The 24503-nt window shown below is 58.8% G+C and carries 24 protein-coding genes and 1 tRNA gene; 11 read left to right on the forward strand and 14 right to left on the reverse strand.

Features of this window, described 5'->3' with window-relative positions:
• Positions 1-5 precede the first annotated feature (5 nt).
• Genes DXY29_RS11580 through DXY29_RS11595 form a run of 4 tightly spaced genes read right to left on the reverse strand, consistent with a single transcriptional unit; the run spans position 6 to position 3671 of the window.
• Positions 6-749 carry an amino acid ABC transporter ATP-binding protein gene (locus DXY29_RS11580; protein ID WP_115025194.1) on the reverse strand — a complete coding sequence of 248 codons (744 nt, stop codon included), beginning with the start codon at positions 747-749 and terminating at the stop codon, positions 6-8.
• Entirely contained in the window at positions 746-1720 is a 975-nt protein-coding gene (locus tag DXY29_RS11585) for an amino acid ABC transporter permease (protein WP_115025195.1), read from the reverse strand. Before DXY29_RS11585 ends, DXY29_RS11580 begins: the two co-directional genes overlap by 4 nt.
• A complete protein-coding gene (locus DXY29_RS11590; protein ID WP_115025196.1) occupies positions 1720-2610 on the reverse strand; it encodes an ABC transporter permease subunit in 891 nt (296 codons plus the stop codon). Before DXY29_RS11590 ends, DXY29_RS11585 begins: the two co-directional genes overlap by 1 nt.
• Positions 2610-3671 carry an amino acid ABC transporter substrate-binding protein gene (locus DXY29_RS11595; protein WP_115025367.1) on the reverse strand — a complete coding sequence of 354 codons (1062 nt, stop codon included), beginning with the start codon at positions 3669-3671 and terminating at the stop codon, positions 2610-2612. Before DXY29_RS11595 ends, DXY29_RS11590 begins: the two co-directional genes overlap by 1 nt.
• A 90-nt stretch (positions 3672-3761) precedes the next feature.
• Here DXY29_RS11595 and DXY29_RS11600 point away from each other — a divergent pair, with 90 nt between their 5' ends.
• Positions 3762-4085, forward strand: coding sequence for a hypothetical protein (locus DXY29_RS11600; protein WP_115025197.1), 324 nt, complete (start codon positions 3762-3764; stop codon positions 4083-4085).
• Between the two features lie 15 nt (positions 4086-4100).
• Here DXY29_RS11600 and DXY29_RS11605 read toward each other — a convergent pair whose 3' ends face one another.
• A complete protein-coding gene (locus DXY29_RS11605; RefSeq protein ID WP_115025198.1) occupies positions 4101-5663 on the reverse strand; it encodes a SulP family inorganic anion transporter in 1563 nt (520 codons plus the stop codon).
• 30 nt (positions 5664-5693) lie between these two features.
• Positions 5694-6983 carry an FAD-binding oxidoreductase gene (locus tag DXY29_RS11610; RefSeq protein ID WP_244279386.1) on the reverse strand — a complete coding sequence of 430 codons (1290 nt, stop codon included), beginning with the start codon at positions 6981-6983 and terminating at the stop codon, positions 5694-5696.
• Here DXY29_RS11610 and DXY29_RS11615 point away from each other — a divergent pair.
• Both DXY29_RS11615 and DXY29_RS11620 read left to right on the forward strand, forming a co-directional pair.
• The gene (locus tag DXY29_RS11615) at positions 6948-8063 is read left to right on the forward strand and encodes a sirohydrochlorin chelatase (RefSeq protein ID WP_115025368.1); all 1116 of its coding nucleotides are present in this window, start codon (positions 6948-6950) and stop codon (positions 8061-8063) included. The two genes, DXY29_RS11610 and DXY29_RS11615, sit on opposite strands and share 36 nt — an antisense overlap.
• Before the next feature lie 402 nt (positions 8064-8465).
• Positions 8466-8732, forward strand: coding sequence for a DUF2811 domain-containing protein (locus DXY29_RS11620; protein ID WP_115025370.1), 267 nt, complete (start codon positions 8466-8468; stop codon positions 8730-8732).
• Here the strand turns inward: DXY29_RS11620 and DXY29_RS11625 are convergent.
• The 6 genes from DXY29_RS11625 to DXY29_RS11650 form a co-directional block, all read right to left on the reverse strand.
• Entirely contained in the window at positions 8713-10356 is a 1644-nt protein-coding gene (locus DXY29_RS11625; protein ID WP_115025369.1) for a GMC oxidoreductase, read from the reverse strand. The two genes, DXY29_RS11620 and DXY29_RS11625, sit on opposite strands and share 20 nt — an antisense overlap.
• 59 nt (positions 10357-10415) lie before the next feature.
• Positions 10416-10492, reverse strand: a tRNA-Met gene (locus DXY29_RS11630).
• A 46-nt stretch (positions 10493-10538) separates the two neighbouring features.
• Positions 10539-11507 carry an asparaginase gene (locus DXY29_RS11635; RefSeq protein ID WP_115025200.1) on the reverse strand — a complete coding sequence of 323 codons (969 nt, stop codon included), beginning with the start codon at positions 11505-11507 and terminating at the stop codon, positions 10539-10541.
• Positions 11508-11524: 17 nt separating this feature from the next.
• On the reverse strand, positions 11525-12019 hold the full coding sequence (locus DXY29_RS11640; protein WP_115025201.1) for a CGLD27 family protein: 495 nt from the start codon (positions 12017-12019) through the stop codon (positions 11525-11527).
• Between the two features lie 11 nt (positions 12020-12030).
• Positions 12031-12387, reverse strand: a complete 357-nt coding sequence (gene rsfS / locus DXY29_RS11645; RefSeq protein ID WP_115025202.1) for a ribosome silencing factor — start codon at positions 12385-12387, stop codon at positions 12031-12033.
• Entirely contained in the window at positions 12380-13015 is a 636-nt protein-coding gene (locus tag DXY29_RS11650; RefSeq protein ID WP_115025203.1) for a DUF3318 domain-containing protein, read from the reverse strand. Before DXY29_RS11650 ends, rsfS begins: the two co-directional genes overlap by 8 nt.
• 104 nt (positions 13016-13119) lie before the next feature.
• Here DXY29_RS11650 and carB point away from each other — a divergent pair, with 104 nt between their 5' ends.
• The 3 genes from carB to DXY29_RS11665 are packed head-to-tail and all read left to right on the forward strand — an operon-like array spanning position 13120 to position 18553.
• On the forward strand, positions 13120-16443 hold the full coding sequence (carB, locus tag DXY29_RS11655; RefSeq protein WP_115025204.1) for a carbamoyl-phosphate synthase large subunit: 3324 nt from the start codon (positions 13120-13122) through the stop codon (positions 16441-16443).
• A 35-nt stretch (positions 16444-16478) separates the two neighbouring features.
• Complete coding sequence (locus DXY29_RS11660; RefSeq protein WP_115025205.1) at positions 16479-17144, forward strand: DUF3386 domain-containing protein; 666 nt, start codon at positions 16479-16481, stop codon at positions 17142-17144.
• A 56-nt stretch (positions 17145-17200) separates the two neighbouring features.
• Positions 17201-18553 (forward strand): sodium:alanine symporter family protein, encoded by a 1353-nt coding sequence (locus DXY29_RS11665; RefSeq protein WP_115025206.1) that lies wholly within the window; start codon positions 17201-17203, stop codon positions 18551-18553.
• Between the two features lie 58 nt (positions 18554-18611).
• Here the strand turns inward: DXY29_RS11665 and DXY29_RS11670 are convergent, their stop codons facing one another.
• Complete coding sequence (locus DXY29_RS11670; RefSeq protein ID WP_115025207.1) at positions 18612-18845, reverse strand: DUF6447 family protein; 234 nt, start codon at positions 18843-18845, stop codon at positions 18612-18614.
• Positions 18846-18894: 49 nt separating this feature from the next.
• Positions 18895-20640, reverse strand: coding sequence for an ABC transporter ATP-binding protein (locus DXY29_RS11675; RefSeq protein ID WP_115025208.1), 1746 nt, complete (start codon positions 20638-20640; stop codon positions 18895-18897).
• 39 nt (positions 20641-20679) lie between these two features.
• Between DXY29_RS11675 and DXY29_RS11680 the strand changes: the two genes are divergently transcribed.
• From DXY29_RS11680 to DXY29_RS11700, 5 genes are all read left to right on the forward strand, one after another.
• Entirely contained in the window at positions 20680-20877 is a 198-nt protein-coding gene (locus DXY29_RS11680; RefSeq protein WP_170952230.1) for an RNA-binding S4 domain-containing protein, read from the forward strand.
• Between the two features lie 30 nt (positions 20878-20907).
• Entirely contained in the window at positions 20908-21639 is a 732-nt protein-coding gene (gene tpiA / locus DXY29_RS11685; protein WP_115025371.1) for a triose-phosphate isomerase, read from the forward strand.
• On the forward strand, positions 21617-22462 hold the full coding sequence (gene folP / locus DXY29_RS11690) for a dihydropteroate synthase (RefSeq protein ID WP_371411091.1): 846 nt from the start codon (positions 21617-21619) through the stop codon (positions 22460-22462). The genes tpiA and folP overlap by 23 nt, the downstream gene beginning before the upstream one ends.
• On the forward strand, positions 22459-23442 hold the full coding sequence (locus tag DXY29_RS11695; protein ID WP_115025211.1) for a GlcNAc-transferase family protein: 984 nt from the start codon (positions 22459-22461) through the stop codon (positions 23440-23442). The genes folP and DXY29_RS11695 overlap by 4 nt, the downstream gene beginning before the upstream one ends.
• 136 nt (positions 23443-23578) lie before the next feature.
• Positions 23579-24400, forward strand: a complete 822-nt coding sequence (locus tag DXY29_RS11700; RefSeq protein ID WP_115025212.1) for a hypothetical protein — start codon at positions 23579-23581, stop codon at positions 24398-24400.
• The last annotated feature ends 103 nt before the right edge of the window (positions 24401-24503 follow it).

Here is a 24503-nt window from a genome sequence, read left to right on the forward strand (position 1 = left end):
CTCTTTCAGTGCTGCATCTGGTTCAGGAATCTGCGGCTGCGTTCTTCTCTGGCATTGGTGAAGAACGTCTGCGGGTCGGAGGTCTCCACCACCTGGCCCCGGTCCATAAACATCACCCGATCCGCCACCTCACGGGCAAAGCCCAGTTCGTGGGTCACCACCACCATCGTCATGCCGCCCTGGGCTAATTGGCGCATCGCATCCAGCACTTCCTTCACCCGCTCCGGATCCAAAGCGCTCGTGGGCTCGTCGAACAGCATCACCTCCGGATCCAAGGCCAAAGCCCGGGCGATCGCCACCCGCTGTTGTTGACCACCACTGAGTTGCGCCGGGTACTTCCGTGCCTGCTCCCGAATTCCCATCTGGTCGAGAAGCTCGATGGCGCGATGCTCCGCATCAGCCTTTGCTCGCTTTTGCACCTTGATCGGGGCAAGGGTGATGTTGTCGAGGATCGAGAGATGGGGGAACAGGTTGAACTGCTGAAACACCATGCCCACACGTTTGCGAATCGCCCGCACCTGACGTTCCCCATGGGTGGCATCCAAGCGTTCCCCCAGCACATCCAAGGCACCGCCATCCAGCGATTCCAGACCATTGAAGGTACGGATCAAGGTGCTCTTTCCGGATCCCGAAGGACCCATCACCACCAGAACTTCGCCGCTGTTCACTTCCAAACTGACGCCATCAAGAGCTTTCACCCCTTGGGAGTAGCTCTTGACCAACTCAGTGGCACGAATGGCAACGGTCATGGGGCAGAGCGGGCAGGATCGAGCTGAAGTTCCAGGTGCCGGGCCAGCAGAGCCATCGCCGTACACGCCAGCCAGTAAACCGCAGCAAGCCAGAGATACACCTCCAAATAGCGACCGATGAAAGCGGGATTCGCCAACAGGCTGCGGCTGATGCCCAGCAACTCGACCAAACCGAGAATGGCCATCAGGCTGGTGTTTTGCAGCAGACCCACCGCCTGGTTGGTGAGCGACGGCAGTGCCACCCGCAGCGCCTGGGGCAGCACCACCAGTTGCAGTGATTGTCGTGGTGAAAGGCCAAGCACGGCTGCCGCTTCCCGCTGGGTGGGCGGAATCGCTTGCAATCCACCGCGCACATCCTCAGCGATGTAGGCCGCTGCAAACAAGGCGAAGGCCACGACCGCCCGTAAAACCCTGTTGATCTCAAGCCCTGGCGGAAGGAACAGCGGAATCAGCAATTGTCCGAAAAACAGAACGGCGATCAACGGGACAGCCCGCATCAATTCGATGTAAGTGGAGCTGCTCCAGCGCAACACCGGAAGGTCACTGCGGCGGCCCAAAGCCAGCAGGATTCCAAGCGGCAGCGCCAAAGCGCCGCTGCCTCCCGTGAGCAGCAGCGTGAGTGTCAGCCCACCCCAACGACGCGATCCCACCGGCAGAAGGCCAAGGCCTCCTGCCAACAGCCAAAGCCCCAGCGGTGCCATTGCGATCCAGAGCAGCGGCAGCCAACGGCGAACAGGACCACGCTTCGGACCGCAGAGGGTCAGCAACGTGAGGGTGATCAATCCAGCCATCCACAGCAGCGGGCGCCAACGTTGATCCGCCGGGAAACTGCCCACCGCATAAAGCGGCAGATTCGTTGTCACCACAGACCAGTCGGCCGTGTGCAGCAACCAATGCAGCAGCGACCAGCCGGCCCAACCGAGCAGCGCCACCAGGAGGAGGGTGATCGAGCGATCCAACCAACGGTTCATCAGCGGCTCCTGTTCAAACGGCCCAGCACCGCACTGTTGAAGGCGGCCATGCCACCGCTGATCAGCAAATTCAGCAGCAGAAAGCTGAGCAACAGAAGCAGGAATCCTTCAATCGCGCGGCCGGTTTGCGTGATGGTGGTGTCACTTACGGCGTAGAGATCGGCATAACCCACCGCAATCGCCAACGTGCTGTTCTTGGCAAGATTGAGGTACTGGCTCGTCAGCGCAGGAAGAATCGCCGGTAGCGCCTGGGGCAGCACAATGCGACGCAACCCGAGACCTTCTCCGAGTCCAAGACTGCGGAAGGCCTCCCATTGGCCCCTTGACACTGCATTGATGCCACCGCGCACAATCTCGGCAATCGATGCACCGGTAAATACGGTGAGTCCGACGAGAACAGCGCAAAATTCAACGCTGAGATTCAATCCCAACAACTGAATGCCCTGATTCGAGAGCCTGATCAAGCCACCGATCGGTGCTGCAGGAAGACCGAGGAAGGCAACGAAATACCAGAACAGCAACTGCAGGAGCAGGGGAACCTGACGAATCAGCGCCACGTACCCCCCGGCCAGGCTGCGAAGCAGACGGTTGCCGCTGCTGCGGGCTGCACCTGCAGCCACACCCAAGATGGTGGCCAGCACAAGACCAGCCACGATCACCTTGAGGCTGTTGAGCCAACCGATGGTCAGCGCCCAGAGATAGCTGTCGGATGGGGCATAAGGGAGAGCGGTTTCCGCCAGAGCGAAGCCTGCCGGTCGGCCAAGCCAGCCAAAACCCAGCCCCAGCCCCGTACGGATCAAATTGACGGCCAGATTATTGACCAACAGGGCCAGCAAGCCGAACAGAACCCCGGCAACACCAACCTGAAGCAGAAGACGACGATGCCGCATCAGGTGAAGGGTGGAGCAATCATCAAACCACCCTCACCGGCAAGGCGATTGGCACCCCTTGGGATGGCCACCGCACTCTCCGGACCCAGATGGCGGTTGTAGATCTCGCCGTAATTACCGGTCGAACGAATCACCTGAACGACAAAGTCATCGGGGAGCCCGAGTTTGCGACCCAGGCCTGCATCCACACCCAGGAATCGCCGCAGAGCCGTCTGGGAAGGGTCGGCTTCAACTTGCTGCACCAAGGCGTCGACATTGGCCTGAGTGATGCCCCGCTCCTCCGCCTCGATCAGGGCATAGACCACCCATGCCATGGCATCGCCCAAGGGCTGATCACCACCAACCACGGCCGGAGCCAAAGGCTCTTTGCTGATCCTGTCGTCGAGAATTAAATGCTGCTGTGGATCGCTGAAGCCAGAACGTGCAGCCGCCAGTTGAGACCGATCCGAAGTCATGGCTTCACATCGCCCCTGGAGGTAGCCACCGACCACCTGATTGAGATCCTGATATTTAATCGGGGTGTAAGGCAGCTCTTGAGACGCGAAGGCGTCGTTGAGGTTCTGTTCGGTGGTGGTGCCTGATCCCACGCAAATGGATTTGCCGCTCAAATCAGCCAGAGAGCGCACTCCGCTGGCTGCATTCACCATCAATCCCTGGCCATCGTGGAACACCACTGGAGCAAAGCGCAGACCGTTCCCGCCCACCGCATCGCGACTGAGGGTATGGGTCGTGTTGCGGGATAACAGATCAATCTCTCCCGATCGCAATGCAGTGAATCGCTCTGGAGCGGTCAAAGGCCGGTATTGAACCTTCTCAGCGTCCCCCACAAAAGCAGCTGCCATGGCACGGCAGACATCGACATCCAATCCGGTGTAACGCCCATCAGGACTAAGAAAACTGAAACCTGGAATTTTGCCGCTCACCCCGCAGAGCAACTCGCCTCGCGCTTTAACGAGATCCAGGCGCGAACCACCCGCACTATCCAGTGAGGCGCAAGAGCTGAGCAGGGCAGACAGACCTGCCAATGCAGCGATCAGAGCACGCGAATGGGATCGGAACATCAGCGTTGGTACGGATCGGGTGGGATTGTCCCAGATCCCGGGCAAATCGATTGGAACCGACTTAATTTCGCCTTAATTAAATTCACCGCAATGAAAGTCTTGGCCGGGCTTTTGGCCGGACTGATCGCTGGAACCACTGCCCCCGCTGCTCTCTCGTGGGAGGGCAGCGATCGGGGGGCTTACAACAACAAAATGGCTCTGTTGGGGGTTCTTTTAGAGAGTGCTCAGCAACGCGCTGGTGGTGACCTTCAGACGCTTTGCCTGTTGTTGAGCATCAGCAACGACGTCACCGAAAGGTACGTGGAGACCAACCCTGAAGATGCGCAGGTTCAGCAACGCCTCCTGGCCATGCACCAAGACCTCAGTGTCTGTCTCGCCACGATGGGGGCTCCCAATTCAGCCTCAAGATTCTGAAATCAAAGCTCAAGATCAGGCATGCGCTGATTCCTGCCCCCCAATCCGCTCGAACAGATCAAGGCTTTCTTCGTTGAGGCCTACAACGCTGACGACCGAACCACCGTTGCGATATTTGCGGATGACCTGATCCAGTGCAGCCACGCCGCTCTGGTCCCAGATATGGGCCTTGGACAGATCAAGAGTGATGCGCTCGGGATGGTCGTGAAGATCAAATGCCTGAAGGAAGTAGACCTTGCTCACAAAAAACAGCTGCCCCTCAACCCGGTACAGACGCTCCTGATCACTGATCTCGATGGTCTCCACCTGAATCACCTTGGCAACTTTGCGACTGAACAGAATTCCTGCCAAAGCCACGCCAGCCAAAACACCAAGGGCGAGGTTGTGAGGGGTCGTGAGCATGGTGACGGCGAAGGTCATCAGCATCACCGACGTGTCGCTCTTCGGAATGCGACGCAAGTTGAGGAGGCCATTGATGTCAGCCGTGCTGACGGCAATGCTGATCATCACGGCCACCAAAGCCGCCATCGGAATTTGCTTCAGCCAAGGTCCAGCCAGAAGGATCATCGCCAGCAGGCTGACTCCAGAAAACAAGGTTGAGAGGCGCGTGCGACCACCGTTATCCACGTTCATCACGGACTGGCCCACAAGGGCACAGCCAGCCATGCCACCAAACAAGGACGCGACAATGTTGGCAATGCCCTGACCCCGGGCCTCAACGTTTTTGTTGGTGGTGGTGTCGGTCTTGTCGTCGAGGATGTCCTGGGTCAGGAAGGTTTCCATTAGGCCCACGAGCGAAATGGCCAGGGCGGTGGGCAGCACCAGCCCCAGAGTGTCCAGGCTGAAGGGAACACCTTCGGCGCCGAAGGGAAGACTGAAGGAGGGGAGGCCAGAGGGAAGGGTGCCCAGGCTGCTGACCGTAGGGATGTCGAAGCTGAAACCCACGCTGATCGCCGTCAGCACAACGATGGCGACCAGCTGCGATGGCACCACACGGGTCAGCCTTGGAAGGCCATAGATGATGACCAGGCCGAGCAGGACCAACCCCCAGACGACTGGGATCTGCCCGCCATGGGGCAACAGAGAGGAGGCTCCGTGATCGGCTTCTCCAGCATGGAGATTCAAACCGAGCTGAGGCAACTGGGCCTGAAAGATGAGCAAGGCCAGCGCGTTCACAAACCCGCTCAGCACCCCTTGGGGAACAAAGCGCATCTGATACGCCAATCGCAGATACCCCCAAAGGATCTGGAGCAGGCCCGTCACCAGACCAGCCACCATCAGATATTGCACCCCAAGGCCTGGCCCCCGAGCCTCACCCGTCGCCACCAGGCCTGTCATCAAGAGCGCCGTGGAGCCGGTTGCCGACGTGATCATCGCCATCCGGCCCCCAACCACAGCGATGGTCAGCGACAGGCAAAACGCTCCGAACAGACCGACCTTGGGATCCACCCCAGCGATCCCAGAAAAAGCGATGGCCTCCGGGATCATGGCGAAAGCCACCACAAGTCCGGAAAGAAGGTCTTTGCTGGGATTAGCAAACCACTGATTCACCAGGGTTGGGTTGGATCGCTTGGCCATCAGCGGATGCCGGTTAGGGGCGACCGTAAATCAGAGCGCCGGCAGGATGCCTGCCGGATCCAAGCGCTGTTTCAGCTTTCGCAACTCCAGCAACCAGGGTCCAAACGCTGCCTCCAACTCCCTTTGGTGAAACGGCAGGTGGTCATGAAACTGCGCCAGATGCACTCCAGGGCAGACCGGTTGGAGGATCTGCCAAACCGCTTGCAGCCAAGCGAGGCTGCGGCATCGGCCATCGGCATCCCCTGGCGTCCAAGCCGCCGTGATCCAAGGTTTCCACTCGGCATCGCGGTGGACAAACGAGGTAGCCGCGACTGGAACCTTTTTTGTCACCACACCAAGCTGCTGACAGGCCAGGTTGCAGCCCGGATGCGGACGGTGCTGCAGCAGATGGCGTAGCTCCGGCATCAAATGTCCCCAGGCCTCAGCAGCTGCAGGGCCCAACAAACCAACGACCTCCGAATGACAACGGGGAGGCAGCGGAGCTGATCCTCTCAACGATGGGAGCTGATGCAACCCCTCGATCCGCTGCGCTCCGGCCCATGCAGCATGACCAACCCAAAGCGACTGCACCGCGTCGGTGCTCTCCCAATGCCATTGCAGGCTGGCGCTGGAGTCCGATGCTTCCGCCTGGAGCATGAGTGCAGCGAGTTGATCCGGAGAAACCGAACGCTGCTCCACCCACAGCGGCTGAACGGGATGGGTGGTCATGCGCACCTCGCTCACCACACCCAGAAACGGTGCAGCACCACACAGGCCGCGCCACTCCAACGAGCCACCATCAGCTGCTCGTGACAGCGCAAAGGGGGTGCCATCACCCCACACACCATGAATCTCCAGCAATTGGTCGACAGCCAGCCCCACTTGTCGACTCAGCGGCCCCATGCCGCCGGTGAGCACATAACCAAGCCCGGGCAGCCCCGACAAACCGGCAGCCATCGTTCGGCCGTAAGGAAGCAACGCATCGAGCACCTCTCCCATTCGGCACCCTGCACCGATCAACACCGTCTGATCGGCAGGCTCCCAATCAAGACGTTTGAAGTGGGTTTGAACATCCACCGTCCAGTTGTCGGCGGCGGCGGCGCGAGATGTGGTGCCACCCCCACAGAGTCGTAATGGCCGCGGACCACTCCAATCCCGAATGCAATCACTCAAGGTTTCCGGCCGTGGAGATACCAGGCCGGAGCACCTCGCATCAGCCGCCTGCGCATTGATGAAAACGGGACGGTCTGAATCCATCGCGATGCGACCGATATCGTCAATCCATTGGAACAGCAGAGCGACCTTTTGGCCGAACAGCACGCGGAAACCGGCAACGAGCATCTTGGCGTTCTGATCTGCGGCCACGGGAGTCGCAACCGACTGGCCGTTGAAGAGTTCGCCCAGATGGTGGAAGCCCTACGGCCTCGGCTCGCCCCGATGCCGGTGGAACACGGCTACCTGGAATTTGCCCGCCCCATCCTTCGGGATGGTCTTGAAGCGCTCCGCGAGAAAGGCGTCACCAAGGTGCTGGCCATTCCCGCCATGCTTTTCGCCGCGGGGCATGCCAAGAACGACATCCCCTCCGTTCTCAACACCTACACCGCTGAAACTGGTCTGCCGATCGATTACGGCCGTGAGCTGGGCGTGGATCGCCTGATGGTGTCGGCTGCCGGAGCAAGGGTTCAGGAATGTCTCGACGCCGCCACGAGCACCGTCCCGCTGACAGAAACCCTCCTGGTGGTGGTGGGTCGAGGTTCATCCGATCCAGACGCCAACTCCAACGTGGCCAAGGTGACGCGCCTACTGGTGGAAGGGTTTGGCTTCGGCTGGGGAGAAACGGTGTATTCCGGCGTGACCTTCCCGCTGGTGGAACCAGGGCTACGCCATGCGGTGAAGCTGGGTTTCAAACGTGTTGTGGTGGTGCCCTACTTCCTCTTTTCAGGGGTTTTGGTAAGCCGAATCCGCCAACACACCGCTCTGGTGGAAGCGGACCACCCTGAGGTGGAGTTTCTCTCGGCGGGGTACCTGGGCGACCACACACTGGTGGTGGACACCTTCAAAGAGCGGGTCGAGGAAGTGTTGCGTGGCGACACTGCCATGAACTGCTCGCTCTGCAAGTACAGAGCCCAGGTGCTGGGCTTCGAACAGGACGTGGGGCGTGCGCAGGAAAGCCACCACCATCACGTGGAAGGACTTGCGGAAAGCTGCACGCTCTGCGAATTGGAGTGCACAGGGGCTTGCCAACCCGACGGCCTACCGATTGCCCATGACCACAGCCATGAGGCAGATCACAACCATGGGGCAGACCACAGCCATGGGGCAGACCACAGCCATGACCACCATCACCCCCCTTATCCCCATGCCGATCACCCCTTGGGGCCCACCACGCTGAAGCGCACCAGCGACGCTCCTAAAGATTGAATCCATAACCCTTAAGCAAAACCGTTCCTCGGTCACCAATGACACGGTTCTTGAAAGCGACAGGAGCGACGGAGCAAAGATCAGATTTGCTTATCGAACATCCTTTACAGGGGTTCGCCCGCTTTCTCCACAGGAAACACAGCTCTTTTCCACAGGCTGAAGGTGGCTTGCCTGACGTGACGGTCAACCTGTGAATTTCCACGGGAAGGGCGCCATCGGGTTGACAGTCCGCTCTAACTCCCTAGGCCAAGCCATCTTCGTCGCCCTTCATGCGTCCAACCCAAGTCTCTGACTGCTGTCTCATCTCGTCTCATTCGTAATTCAGCAAATGGAGACGGCTTTGACGCAAATGGCGGTTGTGTGGCTTTCTTAGTGGCGTTGGACATGGGCGAGCTAGACAAAATGGATCGAAATCATCTCGAGCGATGCCATGAGATGGGGACAACGGAACGCGGAACCTCTGCAAAAGCCAGCTACGTGAGCCTGGAGACTGAAATTCCCGAGGTGCTCTATCGAGGCATGAAGGATTTCATCGGTGAGAACCCCACCTGGGATCAATACCGCGTCATGAGTTCCGCCCTTGCCCACTTTCTGTTTCAGAACGGCAGTGACGACCGCGCCGTGACCGAGCGCTATCTCGACGATTTGTTTATCCGCCCCGACCACTAAGGGCCAACAGACACGCCCGACGGCTGAGGGCCATCATGGTGAGCGTTGGGCTCTGCCAGGCCGAGGAGGGCCAACAGGCACCGTCAACCACCAGCACATTGGGGACGCGCCAGAGCCGGTTGAAGGAATCGAGGACGCTGCTTGTCTCGTTCGAGCCCATCGCAGCCCCTCCAACCTCATGGATGTAATAACCCGGTGGTGCTGCGCCGTCAGACAGAGCAACCGCCCCATCCAAGAAAGGCTCAACGAAGGGGAGATGGAAAAGGTCCTTAATCGGCTGGGCCTCACCTCCGGCAGCGTCGATACAGGCCTTGATGGAAGCGCGCATGTGCGTCACCATCGCCAGCTCATTGCGACTCCAACGACAGGAAATCAAGGGAACACGCACGCCCCAGCGATCCCTGCGCTCACTCAGCGTCACTTTGTTCTCAACTCTCGGGAGGACTTCACCGTGGCCAATGAGGAACCCGGTGATGCAGGACGGGCGACGCCTCAACCATCGAGGTGGGTCAAACCGCCCAATACCTCCCCAGAGTCCATAGCCTCCCTGAAATTCAGCAGATGAAAGGTGCCGCCCAAAGGGCACAAAGAAACTTCCGGCCCCCGTGAGAGGTGGCTGCGCTGCATGGACTTGCTCGGGGAAAGCAAAAAACTGCGACGTAGAGACGTGATCCATCAAGCGTGTACCGAGACGTCCTGAAGGGTCGTCAAAACCGTTGCTCTGCTCTCCACGACGGGAACGCAGCAGGATGGATACGGTCTGAATCGTCGAAGCAGCCAAGACCACGAGATCCGCCTTCAACTCCTTTCTGTTGCCATTGGCTTGATCAACGGCAACCACACCAGTGGCTTTATCGCCGCCTGCATCCACCAGTAGACGCTCCACCAGATGCTCAGACAGCAGCTGTGTGCGTCCTGTAGCCATGGCACGAGGAAGGCTGCTGCCGCGACTGCTTGAGCGAGGCCATGCGGGATCCCGCCCCTGCGGCGCCGGACCAAAGCCCCTTGAGGGAATCACGGGGTAACCCAACCGATGCCGCACAACCTCGGCAAAGCGCTGCTCTGCCGGCGTCGCCGCCAGAGCCGGTTGCGTGTCTCCATCCGGCAGATAATCCAAACCATCGCGCCCACCATGAACGCCGAGCCAGCGCTCCAGTTCGGCGTAATGCGGCATCAGGTCACGGCTACGCAGGGGCCAACCAACCTGTTCGCCGTCAACGTTGACACCGGCCAGATCCTCATCGGAAAGACGCAGGGTGATGCCACCCCAGGTCAGGCTGCGACCGCCAACCTGCAAACCTCGCGTCCAGAGAAAAGGCTGGTCCGTCGGGTGGTCGTAAGGGTGGATTCTCTCGTCGGCGTACAGCCGAGGGTTTGCTTTCCAGTAGCCAGGATGCTGGGACTGCCGGCGATGACTGCCGCTGGTCAGTCCCACGATCCGCCGCAACAGATTGCCCGGCTCAGACCCGAAGGCTTCCGTGCTGGTGAGGTCAGGGCCAGCCTCCACCACAAGCACCCGCGCGCCGCCCTCAGCCAGCGTCATGGCTGCCACACCTCCACTCGCTCCCGAGCCAACGACGATGGCGTCCCAGGGGCCATCGCAGTTCATAGAGCGACTGCTCATGGAACGACCACAGACAAAAAAAGATCCCCCCTGAGGGAGATCTTTCATTCAATCAGAGTTGGTGGCGGGGGGGAGATTTGAACTCCCGACCTTCGGGTTATGAGCCCGACGAGCTACCAGACTGCTCTACCCCGCGGCGACCTGAAAATCATACATGTCGGTGTCACGCATGACTGCAGAGGTCAGGTGTGCAAGGCGCCATTCACGGTGAGCTTGACGCTCGGGTTCACGACCAGCACCTGCTCGTCCAGCTCGTCGAGCCCCATGGGCGTGAGCCAATCCAGTTGACGCAACACATGCAATGCAACCGCCTGCTTGGCACGACGGGAGCCGTCTTCAACCTTGATGGCTACCCCAAGACCTTCACCAATGCGGCTCAGACATTGAATGCCCTCAGCTCCACCTTTACTCAAGACCTGACCATGGCTGCGGCGCATCAGCTCGGTGTCGAAACGCCCCTCGCCTGCCACCAGGTCGGGATGACTCAGCATGGCCCGACTGATCTGTTCAAGTTCAGCATGCTGTGAGGCCCCGAGATGGGCATACAGAAGCGCCATCTGGGCCAACTGCAGCACCAAGGTCGGAGCGCCGCAATCATCCCGTTCTGCAACCAATTCGTCGGCAGGCAGGCCTATCAGTTCAGCAACCCGACGGTTCACTTCAACCTGCAGCGGATGGTCGTTCTGCAGATACGACTCGAGCGGCCATCCCATCTTCCGACTGGTGGCCAGAAAAGCAGCGTGTTTGCCGGAACAATTGTGCTGAAGCGGACTGTCAGCACCATCCGGAACCGGACATTGAAGTGAAGCGCTGTCCAACTCCGCTTTCCACAGCAACCGGAAGGCTTCCCGCGCATGGGCATTGGTGCCCGCATGGGACGCGCAACTGATGGCGATGCCCCGGTCATCGACATCCATCTGGCCGGCGGTGCCACTGCTGAGAAAGGGCAGAGCCTGAAACGGCTTGAGCGCCGAGCGCATGAAACTTTCCAAGCCAGGATTCCCAGCCGACATCAGCACCCGACCACGTCCATCGCAGACCACCGCATGGACACGATGCACCGACTCCGTGATGGATCCCCGCCGAAGACAAACCTCAAGGGGCGCTGACCCGGACCGGGCTGCAGGGCTGAAGCCCGAGGGCAAAGTCATCGGTCACCCCGAGTGGTTCAAAGAGCCTGACAGAGACTGGCACCAGCAAGCATCAAACCGGCCGAGGTGGCCATTGCACGGCCTAAACGCCCAAGGATTGGTCGAACCTCATGCCGAGCTACAAGCAAATCTCGTTCTCGCCATGACAAGGGTTTTTCCCAGGTCTGCCCGTCGTACCAGCCGGATTCCTCGTAGTCGACGGATTCACGCAGCAGACGCTGCATGACGTAGGTCCATCCCAGCCATTGGCGCACAAGGAGCAGCAAAGGCAGAACGAGAGCCGCAACTGCGGCTGCAGCCACGAGCCTGGGCGGATCCTGCTTGAGAGTCCAACTGCCACTGGCGATCAAACTGCACACCGGCAGCATCAACAGCCAGCTGCCGGCAAGGTGTTGCATCAAACGAGGATCCTGGCCTGCCGGCCAAGAAAAAAACCACGACTCACAGAGCTGCTGAAACTCCTCAAGAGGCCGCTGCTCCGGAGGAACGGGGCAGGACACCGCTTCTGGCATAGGGAAAGCGGCTAGTGAGCTGACGGTAAGAAGGTTCTACTTTCACCGTGACTCCAGAAAGCCTCAAGGTCGTAGTAACCGCGCTCATCGGGCATCAGCACATGAACGATGACATCGCCGTAATCCAGAAGAGCCCAGCGCCCTTCATTGAGACCTTCCTTACGCAAGGGCAAGAGATCTGCCTCAGCCTCCAGCCTGTCTTCAACAGACCGTGCAATGGCACGAACCTGGACGTCGGATTGACCACCGGCGATCACCATCCAATCGGCCAGGCTGGAGACCTCATCAACGCGAATCAGACGGATGTCGGTGGCCTTGCGGTCATCGCAAGCGTCGGCGACCAGCTCGGCAAGCTTTTGACTATCCATAGACATTTTCGCTAGTGACTGAGCTGCGCGAGCCCTCTTGCTGAGCCATTTCGGCCCTGGCCTTGCTGGCGCTTTTCCGCAGGGCTTCCAGACGGTCCTCGTAGTAGCTGCGACGACTCTTCTTGCGGGTCTTTTCGACCAACTCTTTCAGTGCTCCCCCCAGACTCCGATAGGCGTTCGGAACGCTGTAACCAAACCGGCAGGCCAGATCAATCGCACGCTCATCGGCACTGATGGCGTCCTGAAGACGCTTTTCCGAATTGTTCTTCAGGTAGAGCCTGTATCCCGCGAAGCCAGAAAGGCCAAGGGCCATGAGCAGCAGCAGGCCGTCCTGAACCCACAATTCACCGATGGCACCGCCGAGGCCGATGGCCAGGGCGGCCATCTCCCACCCATCCCTGGGAATGGTGTCGTTCTGAATGCGACCAACCTCGTGCCAGAACAGCAAATTGCGGTGGTCCAACGCGAGGGAATCCCATTCGTCGAGATCCACCTGGATCTCCACTTCATCCCGACCGATCTCTTCAAGGGTGATTAAGGGAGGATCAACTGCAGCAGCTGATTCCACAAACACCCAGCTCTGCATTTCCGGTGGCAGCACCCCCTTCAGGCGCTGGAGCTCACTCATCGCAAATCTGGTGCTGATATTCCATCACCGTAGCGAGGCCAAGCTCGGGGCTCAGGGCTTGGCCGCGTGAGAGGCTTGAACTGTTTGGCCTAGGACGATTTCCCATGCCCAGGCGGTCTGACCTGAGTCGCATTCTCCTGGTGGGGTCAGGTCCGATTGTGATCGGCCAGGCCTGCGAGTTCGACTACTCCGGAACCCAGGCCTGCAAAGCCCTCAGAGCCGAGGGATATGAGGTCATTCTGATCAATTCCAATCCGGCGTCGATCATGACCGACCCGGAGATGGCGGATCGCACCTACATCGAACCGCTCACGCCGGACATCGTCACCCGGGTGATCGAACAGGAGCGACCGGATGCTCTTCTCCCCACCATGGGCGGTCAGACCGCTCTGAACCTGGCAGTCACCCTGGCTGAAAACGGCACCTTGGAGCGCTTCGGCGTCGAATTGATCGGTGCCGACCTCAAGGCGATCCAAAAGGCGGAGGACCGTCTGCTGTTCAAGCAGGCCATGGAGCGCATCGGTGTGAAGGTCTGCCCATCAGGGATTGCCTCATCTCAGGAGGAAGCCGAAGCCGTTGGGGCCGCAATCGGCAGTTTCCCCCGGATCATCCGGCCTGCCTTCACCCTCGGCGGAAGTGGGGGGGGAATTGCCTACAACCCCGAGGAATACGCAGCGATCTGCAAGAGCGGGCTTGAGGCGAGTCCGGTCTCCCAAATCTTGATCGAGCAATCGCTACTGGGCTGGAAGGAATTCGAGCTCGAGGTGATGCGTGATCTGGCGGACAACGTGGTGATCGTCTGCAGCATCGAAAACCTGGACCCGATGGGGGTGCATACAGGGGATTCGATCACGGTGGCCCCAGCCCAAACCCTCACGGATCGGGAATACCAACGGCTGCGCGACCAATCGATCGCCATCATTCGCGAGATTGGTGTTGCCACAGGCGGCAGCAACATCCAGTTCGCCATCAACCCGGACAACGGCGACGTTGTGGTGATCGAGATGAATCCAAGGGTGAGTCGATCCTCTGCTTTGGCGAGTAAGGCCACCGGCTTCCCGATCGCGAAGATCGCCGCACGTCTCGCCGTTGGCTACACCCTCGACGAAATCCTCAACGACATCACCGGCAAGACGCCAGCCTGCTTTGAGCCGACGATCGATTACGTCGTCACCAAAATCCCGCGCTTCGCCTTCGAAAAATTCCGGGGCAGTCCGGCGGTGCTCACCACGTCGATGAAGTCGGTGGGCGAAGCCATGGCCATCGGCCGCTGTTTCGAAGAGTCGTTCCAGAAAGCCATGCGTTCCTTGGAGACAGGGCTCTCGGGCTGGGGAGGCGACCGGGAGGAACCGAACCACAGCGACGGTGAGCTCGATCGTCGGCTGAGGACCCCCTCACCAGAGCGCATCCTCAGCGTGCGAACGGCGATGGTGCGCGGACGCAGCGATGAAGAGATTCATCGAATCAGCAAGATTGACCCGTGGTTCCTGGCAAAACTGCGGCGGATCATCGAGGCGGAAACAAGGCTCATCAAGGGCAAAAGCCTCGAGCAGCTCAATGCCGAGAGCCTGTTTGAAGCCAAGCAGCTGGGCTTTTCAGACCGACAGATCGCCTGGCAGACCAAAAGCGATGAATTGTTGGTGCGTCAGAGACGTCATCAGCTCGATGTTCGCGCCATCTTCAAAACCGTCGACACCTGCGCTGCGGAGTTCGCCTCATCCACCCCGTACCACTACTCGACCTATGAACGTCCGCTACAGACCCTGCAGGCGGATGGGTCCCTAAAGACCCTTCCAGCCTCTTCTGAAGTGACGCGTCGCCAGGACAGTCGCAAGATGATGATCCTGGGCGGAGGCCCCAACAGGATCGGGCAGGGCATCGAATTCGACTACTGCTGCTGTCATGCCTCCTTTGCCGGGCAGGAGCAAGGGATCACCACAGTGATGGTGAACAGCAATCCCGAAACGGTGTCCACCGACTACGACACCAGTGACAGCCTTTACTTCGAACCACTCACGTTGGAGGACGTTCTCAATGTGATCGAAGCGGAACGTCCCGATGGAGTGGTGGTGCAGTTCGGTGGACAAACCCCCCTGAAACTTGCCATTCCCCTGCTGCGCTGGCTCGAGAGTGAGGAGGGACGCGCGACAGGCACCAGCATCTGGGGCACCTCCCCTGAATCGATCGACCGCGCCGAAGACCGCGAGCAGTTCGAGGCCATCCTCCGCGATCTGAACATCCGGCAACCCCGCAATGGCCTGGCGCGCAGTGAGGAGGAAGCGCGGGCCGTGGCCACCAGAGTGGGCTATCCAGTCGTCGTTCGGCCGTCCTACGTCTTAGGTGGACGAGCCATGGAGGTGGTCTTCGACGAAGAAGAACTCAACCGCTACATGCGCGAGGCCGTTCAGGTGGAGCCCGACCATCCGGTTCTGATTGACCAATATCTGGAAAATGCCGTTGAAGTAGACGTTGACGCCCTCTGCGATCACAACGGCGCTGTCATCGTTGGGGGTCTGATGGAGCACATCGAACCGGCTGGGATCCATTCCGGTGACTCAGCCTGCTGTTTGCCCTCGGTCTCCCTTGGTGAAGCGGCGCTGAACACCATTCGCGACTGGAGTCGCTCCTTGGCACAAACCCTGGAGGTTCGTGGACTGATCAACCTCCAGTTCGCCGTTCAGCGCAACACCGATGGTTCGGAAGTCGTCTACATCATTGAAGCCAACCCCCGCGCCTCCAGGACGGTCCCCTTCGTCGCCAAAGCCACAGGACAACCTCTGGCACGATTAGCGACCCGTCTGATGGCGGGCGAAACCCTCAGCGACATTGGCTTGACCCGCGAACCGAAGCCGCCGCTGCAGTCGATCAAGGAGGCCGTCCTTCCCTTCCGGCGATTCCCTGGAGCTGACACGGTGCTGGGGCCAGAAATGCGCTCCACTGGGGAGGTGATGGGATGCGCCGACAGCTTCGGAATGGCCTACGCCAAAGCCGAACTCGGCGCAGGTGAAGCGCTGCCCACCCAAGGAACAGTGTTCCTCTCCACCCACGACCGCGACAAGCAAGCATTGGTGCCCATCGCCGCTCGGCTGATCGAACTCGGGTTTGATGTGACAGCAACCTCAGGAACCGCTCAAGCGCTCGCCAACGCAGGACTGAAAGTGCAATCCGTGCTCAAGGTGCACGAGGGTCGACCCAATATCGAGGACCAGATCCGCTCCAATCAGGTCCAGCTGGTGATCAACACACCGATTGGCCGTCAGGCAGCCCATGACGACAAATATCTACGCCGGGCAGCGCTTGATTACGCCGTACCAACCGTGACAACCCTCGCAGGCGCACGGGCTGCGGTGGAAGCAATCTCCGCGCTCCAGCAACAGCCAAGGCTCAGCATCCATGCACTGCAAGACGTCCACGCCATGCAGCGTTAAACCACCGGTAGGGTTGCAGAAGCCACTTCACTGCTGTGACAGCCTCCGTTCCCGTCAAGCCTGGATGCGACCTGCGTGATGTTTTTCGTCGCGCCTACGAGAACCGCTACACCTGGGCCCCTGGTTTTTCCGGCTATCGCGGACGCTGCATCTGGCAGCAGGACGATCAACGGGTCGAAGGCCAATTCGAAATCGGCGCTGATCTGAAGGCCAAGGTTGAGGGAATTGAGAACGAAGACATTCTGAAGGCGGTGAATTCACAACTTTGGGAGGTGGCGATCCATCGCGTTCGTCGCAGCTTCGATCAGACCCACGGGGAGAACACCTTCACGGCCGGTGACACCAACGAGGTGGGAACCGAAGTTCTGATCGGCGGCAAGGGAGCAGGTGACAAATACCGCATCAAGGATGACGTGGTGACCATGGTTCACCGACACATCCACGGCACCGTCGTGACGATCTACACCACCGATGTCACCCACACGGGCTCGGGATACCTCAGCCACACCTACACAAGTCAATACGCCGACCCAGCAACGGGAGAAGCCCGGGGCGGCCGCAGCAGCTTCAAAGACACCTTCGCTCCTCTTCCAGGGGATGGTCCCTGGGTGCTGACTGAGCGGGTCGTGACCACCGAAGCCCACGGCGACACCCCAGCCGGACGTCAGACCTTCCGCTTTGAAGATCTCGAATCACTCTGAGTTGATTGCCGGTACCAGCCGGCTATGAGACCATCCGCCCAAACTTGTTGAAAGGCATGGGCGGAGTCGAGTCGACCATTCAGGCCATCAATGGCCCGATCAACAGTGTCGTTTGGGGATGGCCCACCGTCATTTTGATTGCCGCGACCGGCATTCTCTTGATGGTGGGGTTGCGGTTCATGCCGCTGCAAAGGCTGGGATATGGCATCTCGATGATGCTCCGCCCTGCTGCATCACAAACCGAAGGGGAGATCACGCCCTTTCAGGCGCTGATGACATCCTTGTCCGCCACGATCGGCACAGGGAACATCGCCGGTGTTGCAGGGGCGATCGCCGTTGGCGGGCCTGGAGCCGTCTTCTGGATGTGGATCATCGCGATCTTCGGTATCGCAACCAAATACGCCGAAGCGGTGCTTGCGGTTCAATTCCGTGAAACCGACGGGGAAGGCAACCATGTCGGTGGCCCGATGTATTACATCCGCAATGGGCTCGGCAGCGGCTGGAGCTGGATGGCGGGCCTGTTTGCTCTCTTCGGCATGTTGGCTGGCTTTGGCATCGGCAATGGGGTTCAGGCCTTTGAGGTTTCGTCTGCCTTGAGCCTGATTGGCATTCCGAAGCTGGTCACCGGAATCGTTCTGGCAGCACTTGTTTTTGCCGTTGTGATCGGAGGCATCAAGCGCATCGCCCAAGCGGCTTCAGCCATCGTTCCCCTGATGTCGATCCTCTACGTAGCGGCATGCTTATTGGTGCTGCTTCTCAATCTGGGGGGCGTACCTGAAGCCTTCGCAACGATTTTCTCCAACGCCTTCTCCGGCAAAGCAGCTGCCGGTGGTGCTCTTGGTCAGGTGGTGCTGATGGGTTTCAAACGGGGCATCTTCTCCAATGAAGCAGGCCTCGGCAGCGCACCAATCGCTCACGCTGCCGCAAGAACCGATGACCCCGTTCGACAGGGCACGGTGGCCATGCTGGGCACCTTCATCGACACCCTGATCATCTGCACGATGACCGCTCTGGTGATCATTACCACCAAAGCCAATCTGATCCTCGATGCAGCTGGCGAAAAACTAAGCGGCGCAGACCTCTCCATCGCTGCCTTCAACACCGGAATCTCCGGCAGTGGCGTGGTGGTCACGCTGGGGTTGGTGGTCTTTGCCTTCACCACCATTCTGGGCTGGAGCTTCTACGGCGAACGCTGCACCACGTACCTGTTCGGTGAGTCTGCCGTGATGCCGTTCCGTCTGGTTTGGGTGGCTGTTGTTGTGATCGGCGCTGTGGCCGGTGACCGTGGCGTGATCTGGTCGATTGCCGACACGCTGAACGGGCTGATGGCCCTCCCCAACCTTGTTGCCCTTCTGCTTCTCTCGGGAACAGTGTTCAAACTCACCAAGGCTTACAAGTTCAGCGACTGATGCCGCAAAGATTCATCCAAAAAGGGGGCTCCTGGCCCCCTTTTTTATTGGCAGGCAATCAGTCCTGACCATCAGGCAGCGGGGTAACGGACTGAAGCTTGTCATTCAGCTGCGTGGCGAGGCTCTGACGTCCTACAGCCAGAACCTTGAGGGTGTCTTCATGCATCCGCAGCTGAGCATCGGCGACCTGCATGCCACGCACAAGCTCCTTGAGCTCATCAGGGAGTGTATTGAGGTCGTAGCGCTTGCCCTCAAACGTCAAGACAGGGTTGTTGGCTGCAGAGTCAGTCATCGTTCATCGCCGGGATTGCGTGGAACCGGCGGCCAGATCGTAGATGGATTCAGGACGTCTGCCGATCCCTTATGAACTGGCGTTCGCACAACTCGCGGTAACGCCCACCACGCTGCATCAGCTCATCGTGGGTTCCTCGATCAACAACAGCACCTTTCTCAAGAACCACAATTCGATCCGCCTCCTGCACCGTTGCCAAACGATGAGCGATGACCAACACCGTTCGTCCTTTCATCGCCTGCTTGAGACCGAGTTGAACCGCAGCCTCCGCCTCAGCATCGAGAGCACTGGTGGCCTCATCAAGCAGCAACAGCGCTGGATTGCCTAAGACCGCACGAGCAATGGCGATTCTCTGCAGTTGTCCACCAGAAACGTTGGTCCCTCTTTCTTCCAACTGGGTGTCGTAACCACGAGGCAAGGAACGGATGAACTCATCTGCATTGGCCAAACGCGCGGCATGACGAACCTCGTCGTCCGTCGCGCGACGTCCAAACCGGATGGCTTCCGAAATCGTTCCAGAGAACACGGTGGTTCTCTGGGGAACCAGGGCCACCTGCTGACGCAGCTCACGGGCACGCATCAGGCTGATGTCGGTGCCATCGAGACGAATCTGGCCCTGTTGCACCGTGTTGAAGCGCAGCAGGAGCGACAGCAGGGTGCTTTTGCCAGCACCTGAGGGCCCAACGATGGCCAACACCTGGCCCGCATCGACCCACAGATCCAGCTGTTGCAGCACCGGCTCGGCAGGGTCATAGCCAAAGCTCACCTGGTCAAAGACCAGATCCCCCTTGAGAGTGCCGATGGATTGCGCCTCCGCTGGATCAGCGGCCTCTTGTGGTTCTCTTTCGATCTGACGCAGACGTCGCAGCGATGCCTGTCCCTGCTGGAATTCGTTGAAGTTGTTGGTGACGTGCGCAATGGGATCGATCAGCACGATCAGTCCCGTCAAATAACTGCTCAGCCCGGCAATGCTCAGATCACCGGTCTGGATTCGCCAGGCGCCGAGCGCCAACACCGCAAACAGGCCCACCACCTCGATGATGCCGACCACCGGATGCTGGAGAGCCACAAGGCTGTAGGTGCGGTGACGGGCCTGCCGGTGCTGGTCAATCTCCGTCTCGAAACGGTCCTGCAGCCAGGGCTCAGCCGCGAAAGCTCGCACCAAAGGCAAGCCCTCAATCGCCTCACCCAGCAAACCGGCCAATTCGCTCACCTTTTGCTGACTGCGTTCGGTGGCTGCCATGACGCGAGCACCAAACAGGCTGATCAGCCAGACGATCACAGGCGCAAGCAACAGGATGGCAAGCGTCAGCTTCCAGTCGAGCCAGAGCATCATCCCCAGCACCGCGAGGAGCTGCAGCACGCTTGGGACTGTGTCGTGGATGGTCTTGTAGAGGACTTCACTGACGCGATCAGCGTCTTCCGTAAAGCGGTAGGTGAGATCACCGGCCGAGAGCTTCTCAAGCGCACCGAGCTCAACGGTCTGCAAGCGACGGAACAGATCCCGACGTAACCCCTGGCTCACCAGCAGAGCAGGACCGGCCAGCAGAGAGTCCTGGCCGAACTGAGCGATTTTCTGAACAGCAAAGATCAGTAACGCCAAGCCAATCAGGTGAAGCACTCGGGTGAGATCACCCGACCCCAATGCGGGAAACAGATCTCCTGCCAGCTGAACGAGGAGCGGAAAACTACCGACGTAGACGACCATGCAGCAGCCCCCCCAGAGCAGTTCACGCAGGTGGGGGCGGAGCAGCGGCAGCAGTCGGCGGAAACCGGCCTGGGATGGTGTCAGCATCGCGGCACAGTATCAATGGTGGGCTTAAAACTCTCTCCGATGAAGCTGGATCAGTTCCTGAAATGGAAGGGTTGGGTGTCCACAGGTGGTGAAGCGAAACAGCGCATTCAGATGGGTGAGGTGGAAGTCAATGGAAGCGTTGAAACCCGGCGAGGACGCCAACTTTCCTCGGGAGATCGGGTTGTGCTTGCTGGGGAGGAGTCCGTTGTGGGGAGCGAAAACGCGGCCGGGCCGTAAGTTGGCTGCCATTCCATGGGGAAGCAAGGCGTGCGAAGACCGGTGATCGCTGGCAACTGGAAAATGCACATGACGTGTGCCCAGTCGCGGGAGTTCATGGCGGCCTTCCTGCCGTTAATCGCTGACACCCCTGACGACCGCGACCTGGTCTTGGCACCACCGTTCACGGCGGTATCCACAATGGCGGATCTCAGCCAAGGCTCCCGCCTTTGTCTCTCCAGCCAGAACGTGCACTGGGAAGGCCAAGGAGCTTTTACTGGCGAGATCTCCCCTGCAATGCTCAAGGAGCATGGGGTCACCCACACGATCGTGGGCCACAGCGAACCAAGAAAATATTTCAGTGAAAGCGACGAGCAAATCAACCACCGAGCCAGGTCATCCCAATCGAACGGTTTAATTCCGATCGTTTGTGTCGGTGAAAGTGATGAGCAACGCGAACGCGGCGAAGCCGAACGGGTGATTCGACGCCAAATCGAGCAGGGTCTGGAGGGACTCGACGCCGAGAAGTTAGTCGTGGCCTACGAACCGATCTGGGCGATCGGAACAGGCAAAACCTGCGAAGCCGAGGAAGCAAACCGTATCTGCGGTCTGATCCGGAGCTGGGTCGGCTCCCCTGATCTCGTGATCCAGTACGGAGGGTCCGTCAAACCCACCAACATCGATCAGTTGATGGGCATGAGCGATATCGATGGGGTGCTTGTGGGGGGCGCTTCCCTGGAACCCGAAAGCTTTGCCCGCATTGCGAATTACCAAACCGCTTGACTCAGGGGCCTGGCCCCAGGGCTGGCGCCAACGCACGACGGTGATGGGGGTCATCAACATCACCCCCGACTCCTTCAGTGATGGAGGAAGGTTCCTTGCAAGCGAACGTGCCCTCGCTGAAGCGCAGCGGCAACTGAACAACGGGGCCGACGTGTTGGATCTGGGCGCCCAGAGCACCCGACCTGGCGCGGAGGAGGTGGGTGAAGAGGAGGAATTGCGCAGGCTCCTGCCAGCACTGAAAACCATCCGGGAACGGTGCCCAGACGCCCTGATCTCCGTCGACACGTTTCTCGCTCCGGTTGCCGCCAGGGCACTGGAGGCAGGTGCAAGCTGGATCAATGATGTGAGCGGTGGCAGACGCGACCCCGATCTGCTGCGGGTGGTCGCCGATGCCGGGTGTCCAGTGGTGCTGATGCACAGCCGCGGCAACAGTCAAAGCATGGATCAACTCACGAGCTACTCCGATGTCGTAGCGGATGTGAAAGGAGCGTTAGTGGAGCGCAGTGAGGCCGCCATCAAGGCGGGCGTCCAAGAAAGCCAGATCATCTGGGACCCAGGCCTTGGTTTCGCCAAGACTCACGAGCAGAACCTGCAACTGCTGCGGGATCTGGAACAACTGACCCGGGGGCCTCGACCTGTGCTGGTCGGCCCTTCACGCAAACGCTTCATTGGTGCCGTGCTCGACGAACCGAGACCAAAGGCGCGGCTCTGGGGAACCGCTGCGGTTGCCTGCCGTTGTGCTCAGGCCGGTGCAGCCGTGCTGAGGGTGCACGATGTGGGTCCAATCAGCCAGACACTACGCATGGCTGCCGCACTCTGGTGACTGTCACGATCTTCGTGCAGATTGCGGCTTACCGAGACCCAGATCTTCCGGCCACACTTCACAACCTGATCGAGAGGGCAGCCCAGCCAGAACGCCTGCGCTTCGGCATCTGCCTGCAACTTGCCGATAACGATCCGAACCATTGGGGGACCAATGCGTTTCCGGATCATCCTCAGATCAGCGTCTGCTCGTTTCGTGCTTCTGACAGCCTGGGAGCCTGCTGGGCGCGACGACAGGCTCAGAGTTTTTACGGCGGGGAAGATTTTCTGCTCCAGATCGACAGTCATATGCGCGCTGTGGAGCACTGGGATGAGCTGCTGCTCATGACCTGGGCGGAATGCAGCGATCCAGGTGCAGTTCTGAGTGTTTACCCCAATGGCTTCCAGCCACCGTGCTTCCTACAGACGTCAACACTGCCGGTCATGGGAGCCGACGGCTTTGACGACAACGGCATTCTCAGGTTCCAAGGCATCAGTCGTTTCCGATTGCCAGAACAACAGCCTGAGCGTCCAATCCCCGGGGCATTCATCGCCGGAGGATTCCTTTTCGGGCCTGGGTCGATCGCCAGCAGAGTGCCCTACGACCCAGGGCTCTATTTCTATGGGGAGGAAGTGGCCATGTCGGCACGGCTGTGGACCTCAGGCTTCAATATTTACGCCCCGAACCGTCTGCTGCTTTTCCATCTCTACAAAACGGAAGCCACACCGGTCGAGCCATCAGCCAACCATTGGAGCGATCACGACAACTGGTTGGAGCTGAACCGAAAATCCTTGGTGCGGGTGCACACGCTCCTGCAAAGCCTTGATCGCGCTCCTCAGCAACTGAGGCCGACGGCCCGTGACGTGACTGACATCCACGACTACTGGCTTGGAGAGCAACGCTCCCTGCATGACTACGAGCGATGGGCGGGGGTGAATTTCAGGACGTCAGAGATCAGCGAAAGTGCTGAGCGTGGTCATTTCAGCACAACGCAAAACTGAAGATGCATAAAAACTGACCACTCCCAATCAGCACACAGAAGTGAAGACCTGAGGAGCAAGCAAAAGCGGAGAACCGCTCCAAACTAGACATTAAGAGGAAATTAAGCTAAGGTTAGATTGAGGTCTAGATCGCTAGATGCAAATAGCAGAAACGGCTGAGCAAAAAAGAGCAAAAAAGAAAGGGCACAACGAAAAAGATTTAAAAACCTGCTTCATCATCGCGGGCTGTTCTGGAGCAGGGAAATCAACCATCGTCAAACATTCCCATGCTCTTGACGTAAAGCTCTTCGGGAAAGAATTCCATGAGGATTTCAAGAAAACAAGGAGTGGTAGCCCCCATCAAGAATTTGATAAATATTCCGATGCAATCAGAAATGGGGCAACCTTCGAAGGAAGGCACATTAAAAATCTAAAGGACGAAAAAGACCCACCAAAGCATATCCTTATGCATGTCGATCTTAAATCTTTAATCCGCACTCTTGGTCACCGTGCTGCATCAGAAAACGATAAAAGAAAAATCAAATCGCTCACCAAATTCCCCACACCCCACGAAGACAGAGTGAATCCGAAGGTCTGTGACTTATTAGTATCTAGCTTTCTCAAGCATCAATTTTTTTCAAGGTTTGACGCTATTGTTATCAACACAGTCTACACAGATTGCGATAAAAATTACGTGCAAAAAATGAAAAGAGATCGACCAAACGAAAAAATCAAAAGACACAAAAAAAGTGAAATATTTTCTAGGGAGCATCACGCCATGTACGAGGCGTGGGAACGAAATATTTACCTGCTTAAACCTTCCAGAATATCATTTACCACAGTCTGTGAAGACGGAGGGCTTTACTCTAACAATAAATGCATCTGCCCAGACTGGACTTCAAAAGTAAGCCCGAACAATGATCTAAATTATTTCAACAAAATTCTCGCCTATTTCAGGAAATCCGAAAGCAAAAACTAATTCTTTAATGTGAGCTGCAATTGTTGCTATCCAGGCTGACCACTAGCACATTCAAAACACAAAGCACATACCAGAGGAGCAAGCAAAGGCATAGAGCCCATCA

It is taken from the genome of Synechococcus sp. UW69 (assembly GCF_900474185.1).
Taxonomy (GTDB): Bacteria; Cyanobacteriota; Cyanobacteriia; order PCC-6307; family Cyanobiaceae; genus Parasynechococcus.

Bases quoted from the DNA above. Each gene is read 5' to 3' on its own strand.
- DXY29_RS11580 (WP_115025194.1), bottom strand. From the start codon at position 749: ATGACCGTTGCCATTCGTGCCACTGAGTTGGTCAAGAGCTACTCCCAA.
- DXY29_RS11585 (WP_115025195.1), bottom strand. From the start codon at position 1,720: ATGAACCGTTGGTTGGATCGCTCGATCACCCTCCTCCTGGTGGCGCTG.
- DXY29_RS11590 (WP_115025196.1), bottom strand. From the start codon at position 2,610: ATGCGGCATCGTCGTCTTCTGCTTCAGGTTGGTGTTGCCGGGGTTCTG.
- DXY29_RS11595 (WP_115025367.1), bottom strand. From the start codon at position 3,671: ATGTTCCGATCCCATTCGCGTGCTCTGATCGCTGCATTGGCAGGTCTG.
- DXY29_RS11600 (WP_115025197.1), top strand. From the start codon at position 3,762: ATGAAAGTCTTGGCCGGGCTTTTGGCCGGACTGATCGCTGGAACCACT.
- DXY29_RS11605 (WP_115025198.1), bottom strand. From the start codon at position 5,663: ATGGCCAAGCGATCCAACCCAACCCTGGTGAATCAGTGGTTTGCTAAT.
- DXY29_RS11610 (WP_244279386.1), bottom strand. From the start codon at position 6,983: ATGCTCGTTGCCGGTTTCCGCGTGCTGTTCGGCCAAAAGGTCGCTCTG.
- DXY29_RS11620 (WP_115025370.1), top strand. From the start codon at position 8,466: ATGGATCGAAATCATCTCGAGCGATGCCATGAGATGGGGACAACGGAA.
- DXY29_RS11625 (WP_115025369.1), bottom strand. From the start codon at position 10,356: ATGAGCAGTCGCTCTATGAACTGCGATGGCCCCTGGGACGCCATCGTC.
- DXY29_RS11635 (WP_115025200.1), bottom strand. From the start codon at position 11,507: ATGACTTTGCCCTCGGGCTTCAGCCCTGCAGCCCGGTCCGGGTCAGCG.
- DXY29_RS11640 (WP_115025201.1), bottom strand. From the start codon at position 12,019: ATGCCAGAAGCGGTGTCCTGCCCCGTTCCTCCGGAGCAGCGGCCTCTT.
- rsfS (WP_115025202.1), bottom strand. From the start codon at position 12,387: ATGGATAGTCAAAAGCTTGCCGAGCTGGTCGCCGACGCTTGCGATGAC.
- DXY29_RS11650 (WP_115025203.1), bottom strand. From the start codon at position 13,015: ATGAGTGAGCTCCAGCGCCTGAAGGGGGTGCTGCCACCGGAAATGCAG.
- carB (WP_115025204.1), top strand. From the start codon at position 13,120: ATGCCCAGGCGGTCTGACCTGAGTCGCATTCTCCTGGTGGGGTCAGGT.
- DXY29_RS11665 (WP_115025206.1), top strand. From the start codon at position 17,201: ATGGGCGGAGTCGAGTCGACCATTCAGGCCATCAATGGCCCGATCAAC.
- DXY29_RS11670 (WP_115025207.1), bottom strand. From the start codon at position 18,845: ATGACTGACTCTGCAGCCAACAACCCTGTCTTGACGTTTGAGGGCAAG.
- DXY29_RS11675 (WP_115025208.1), bottom strand. From the start codon at position 20,640: ATGCTGACACCATCCCAGGCCGGTTTCCGCCGACTGCTGCCGCTGCTC.
- DXY29_RS11680 (WP_170952230.1), top strand. From the start codon at position 20,680: ATGAAGCTGGATCAGTTCCTGAAATGGAAGGGTTGGGTGTCCACAGGT.
- DXY29_RS11700 (WP_115025212.1), top strand. From the start codon at position 23,579: ATGCAAATAGCAGAAACGGCTGAGCAAAAAAGAGCAAAAAAGAAAGGG.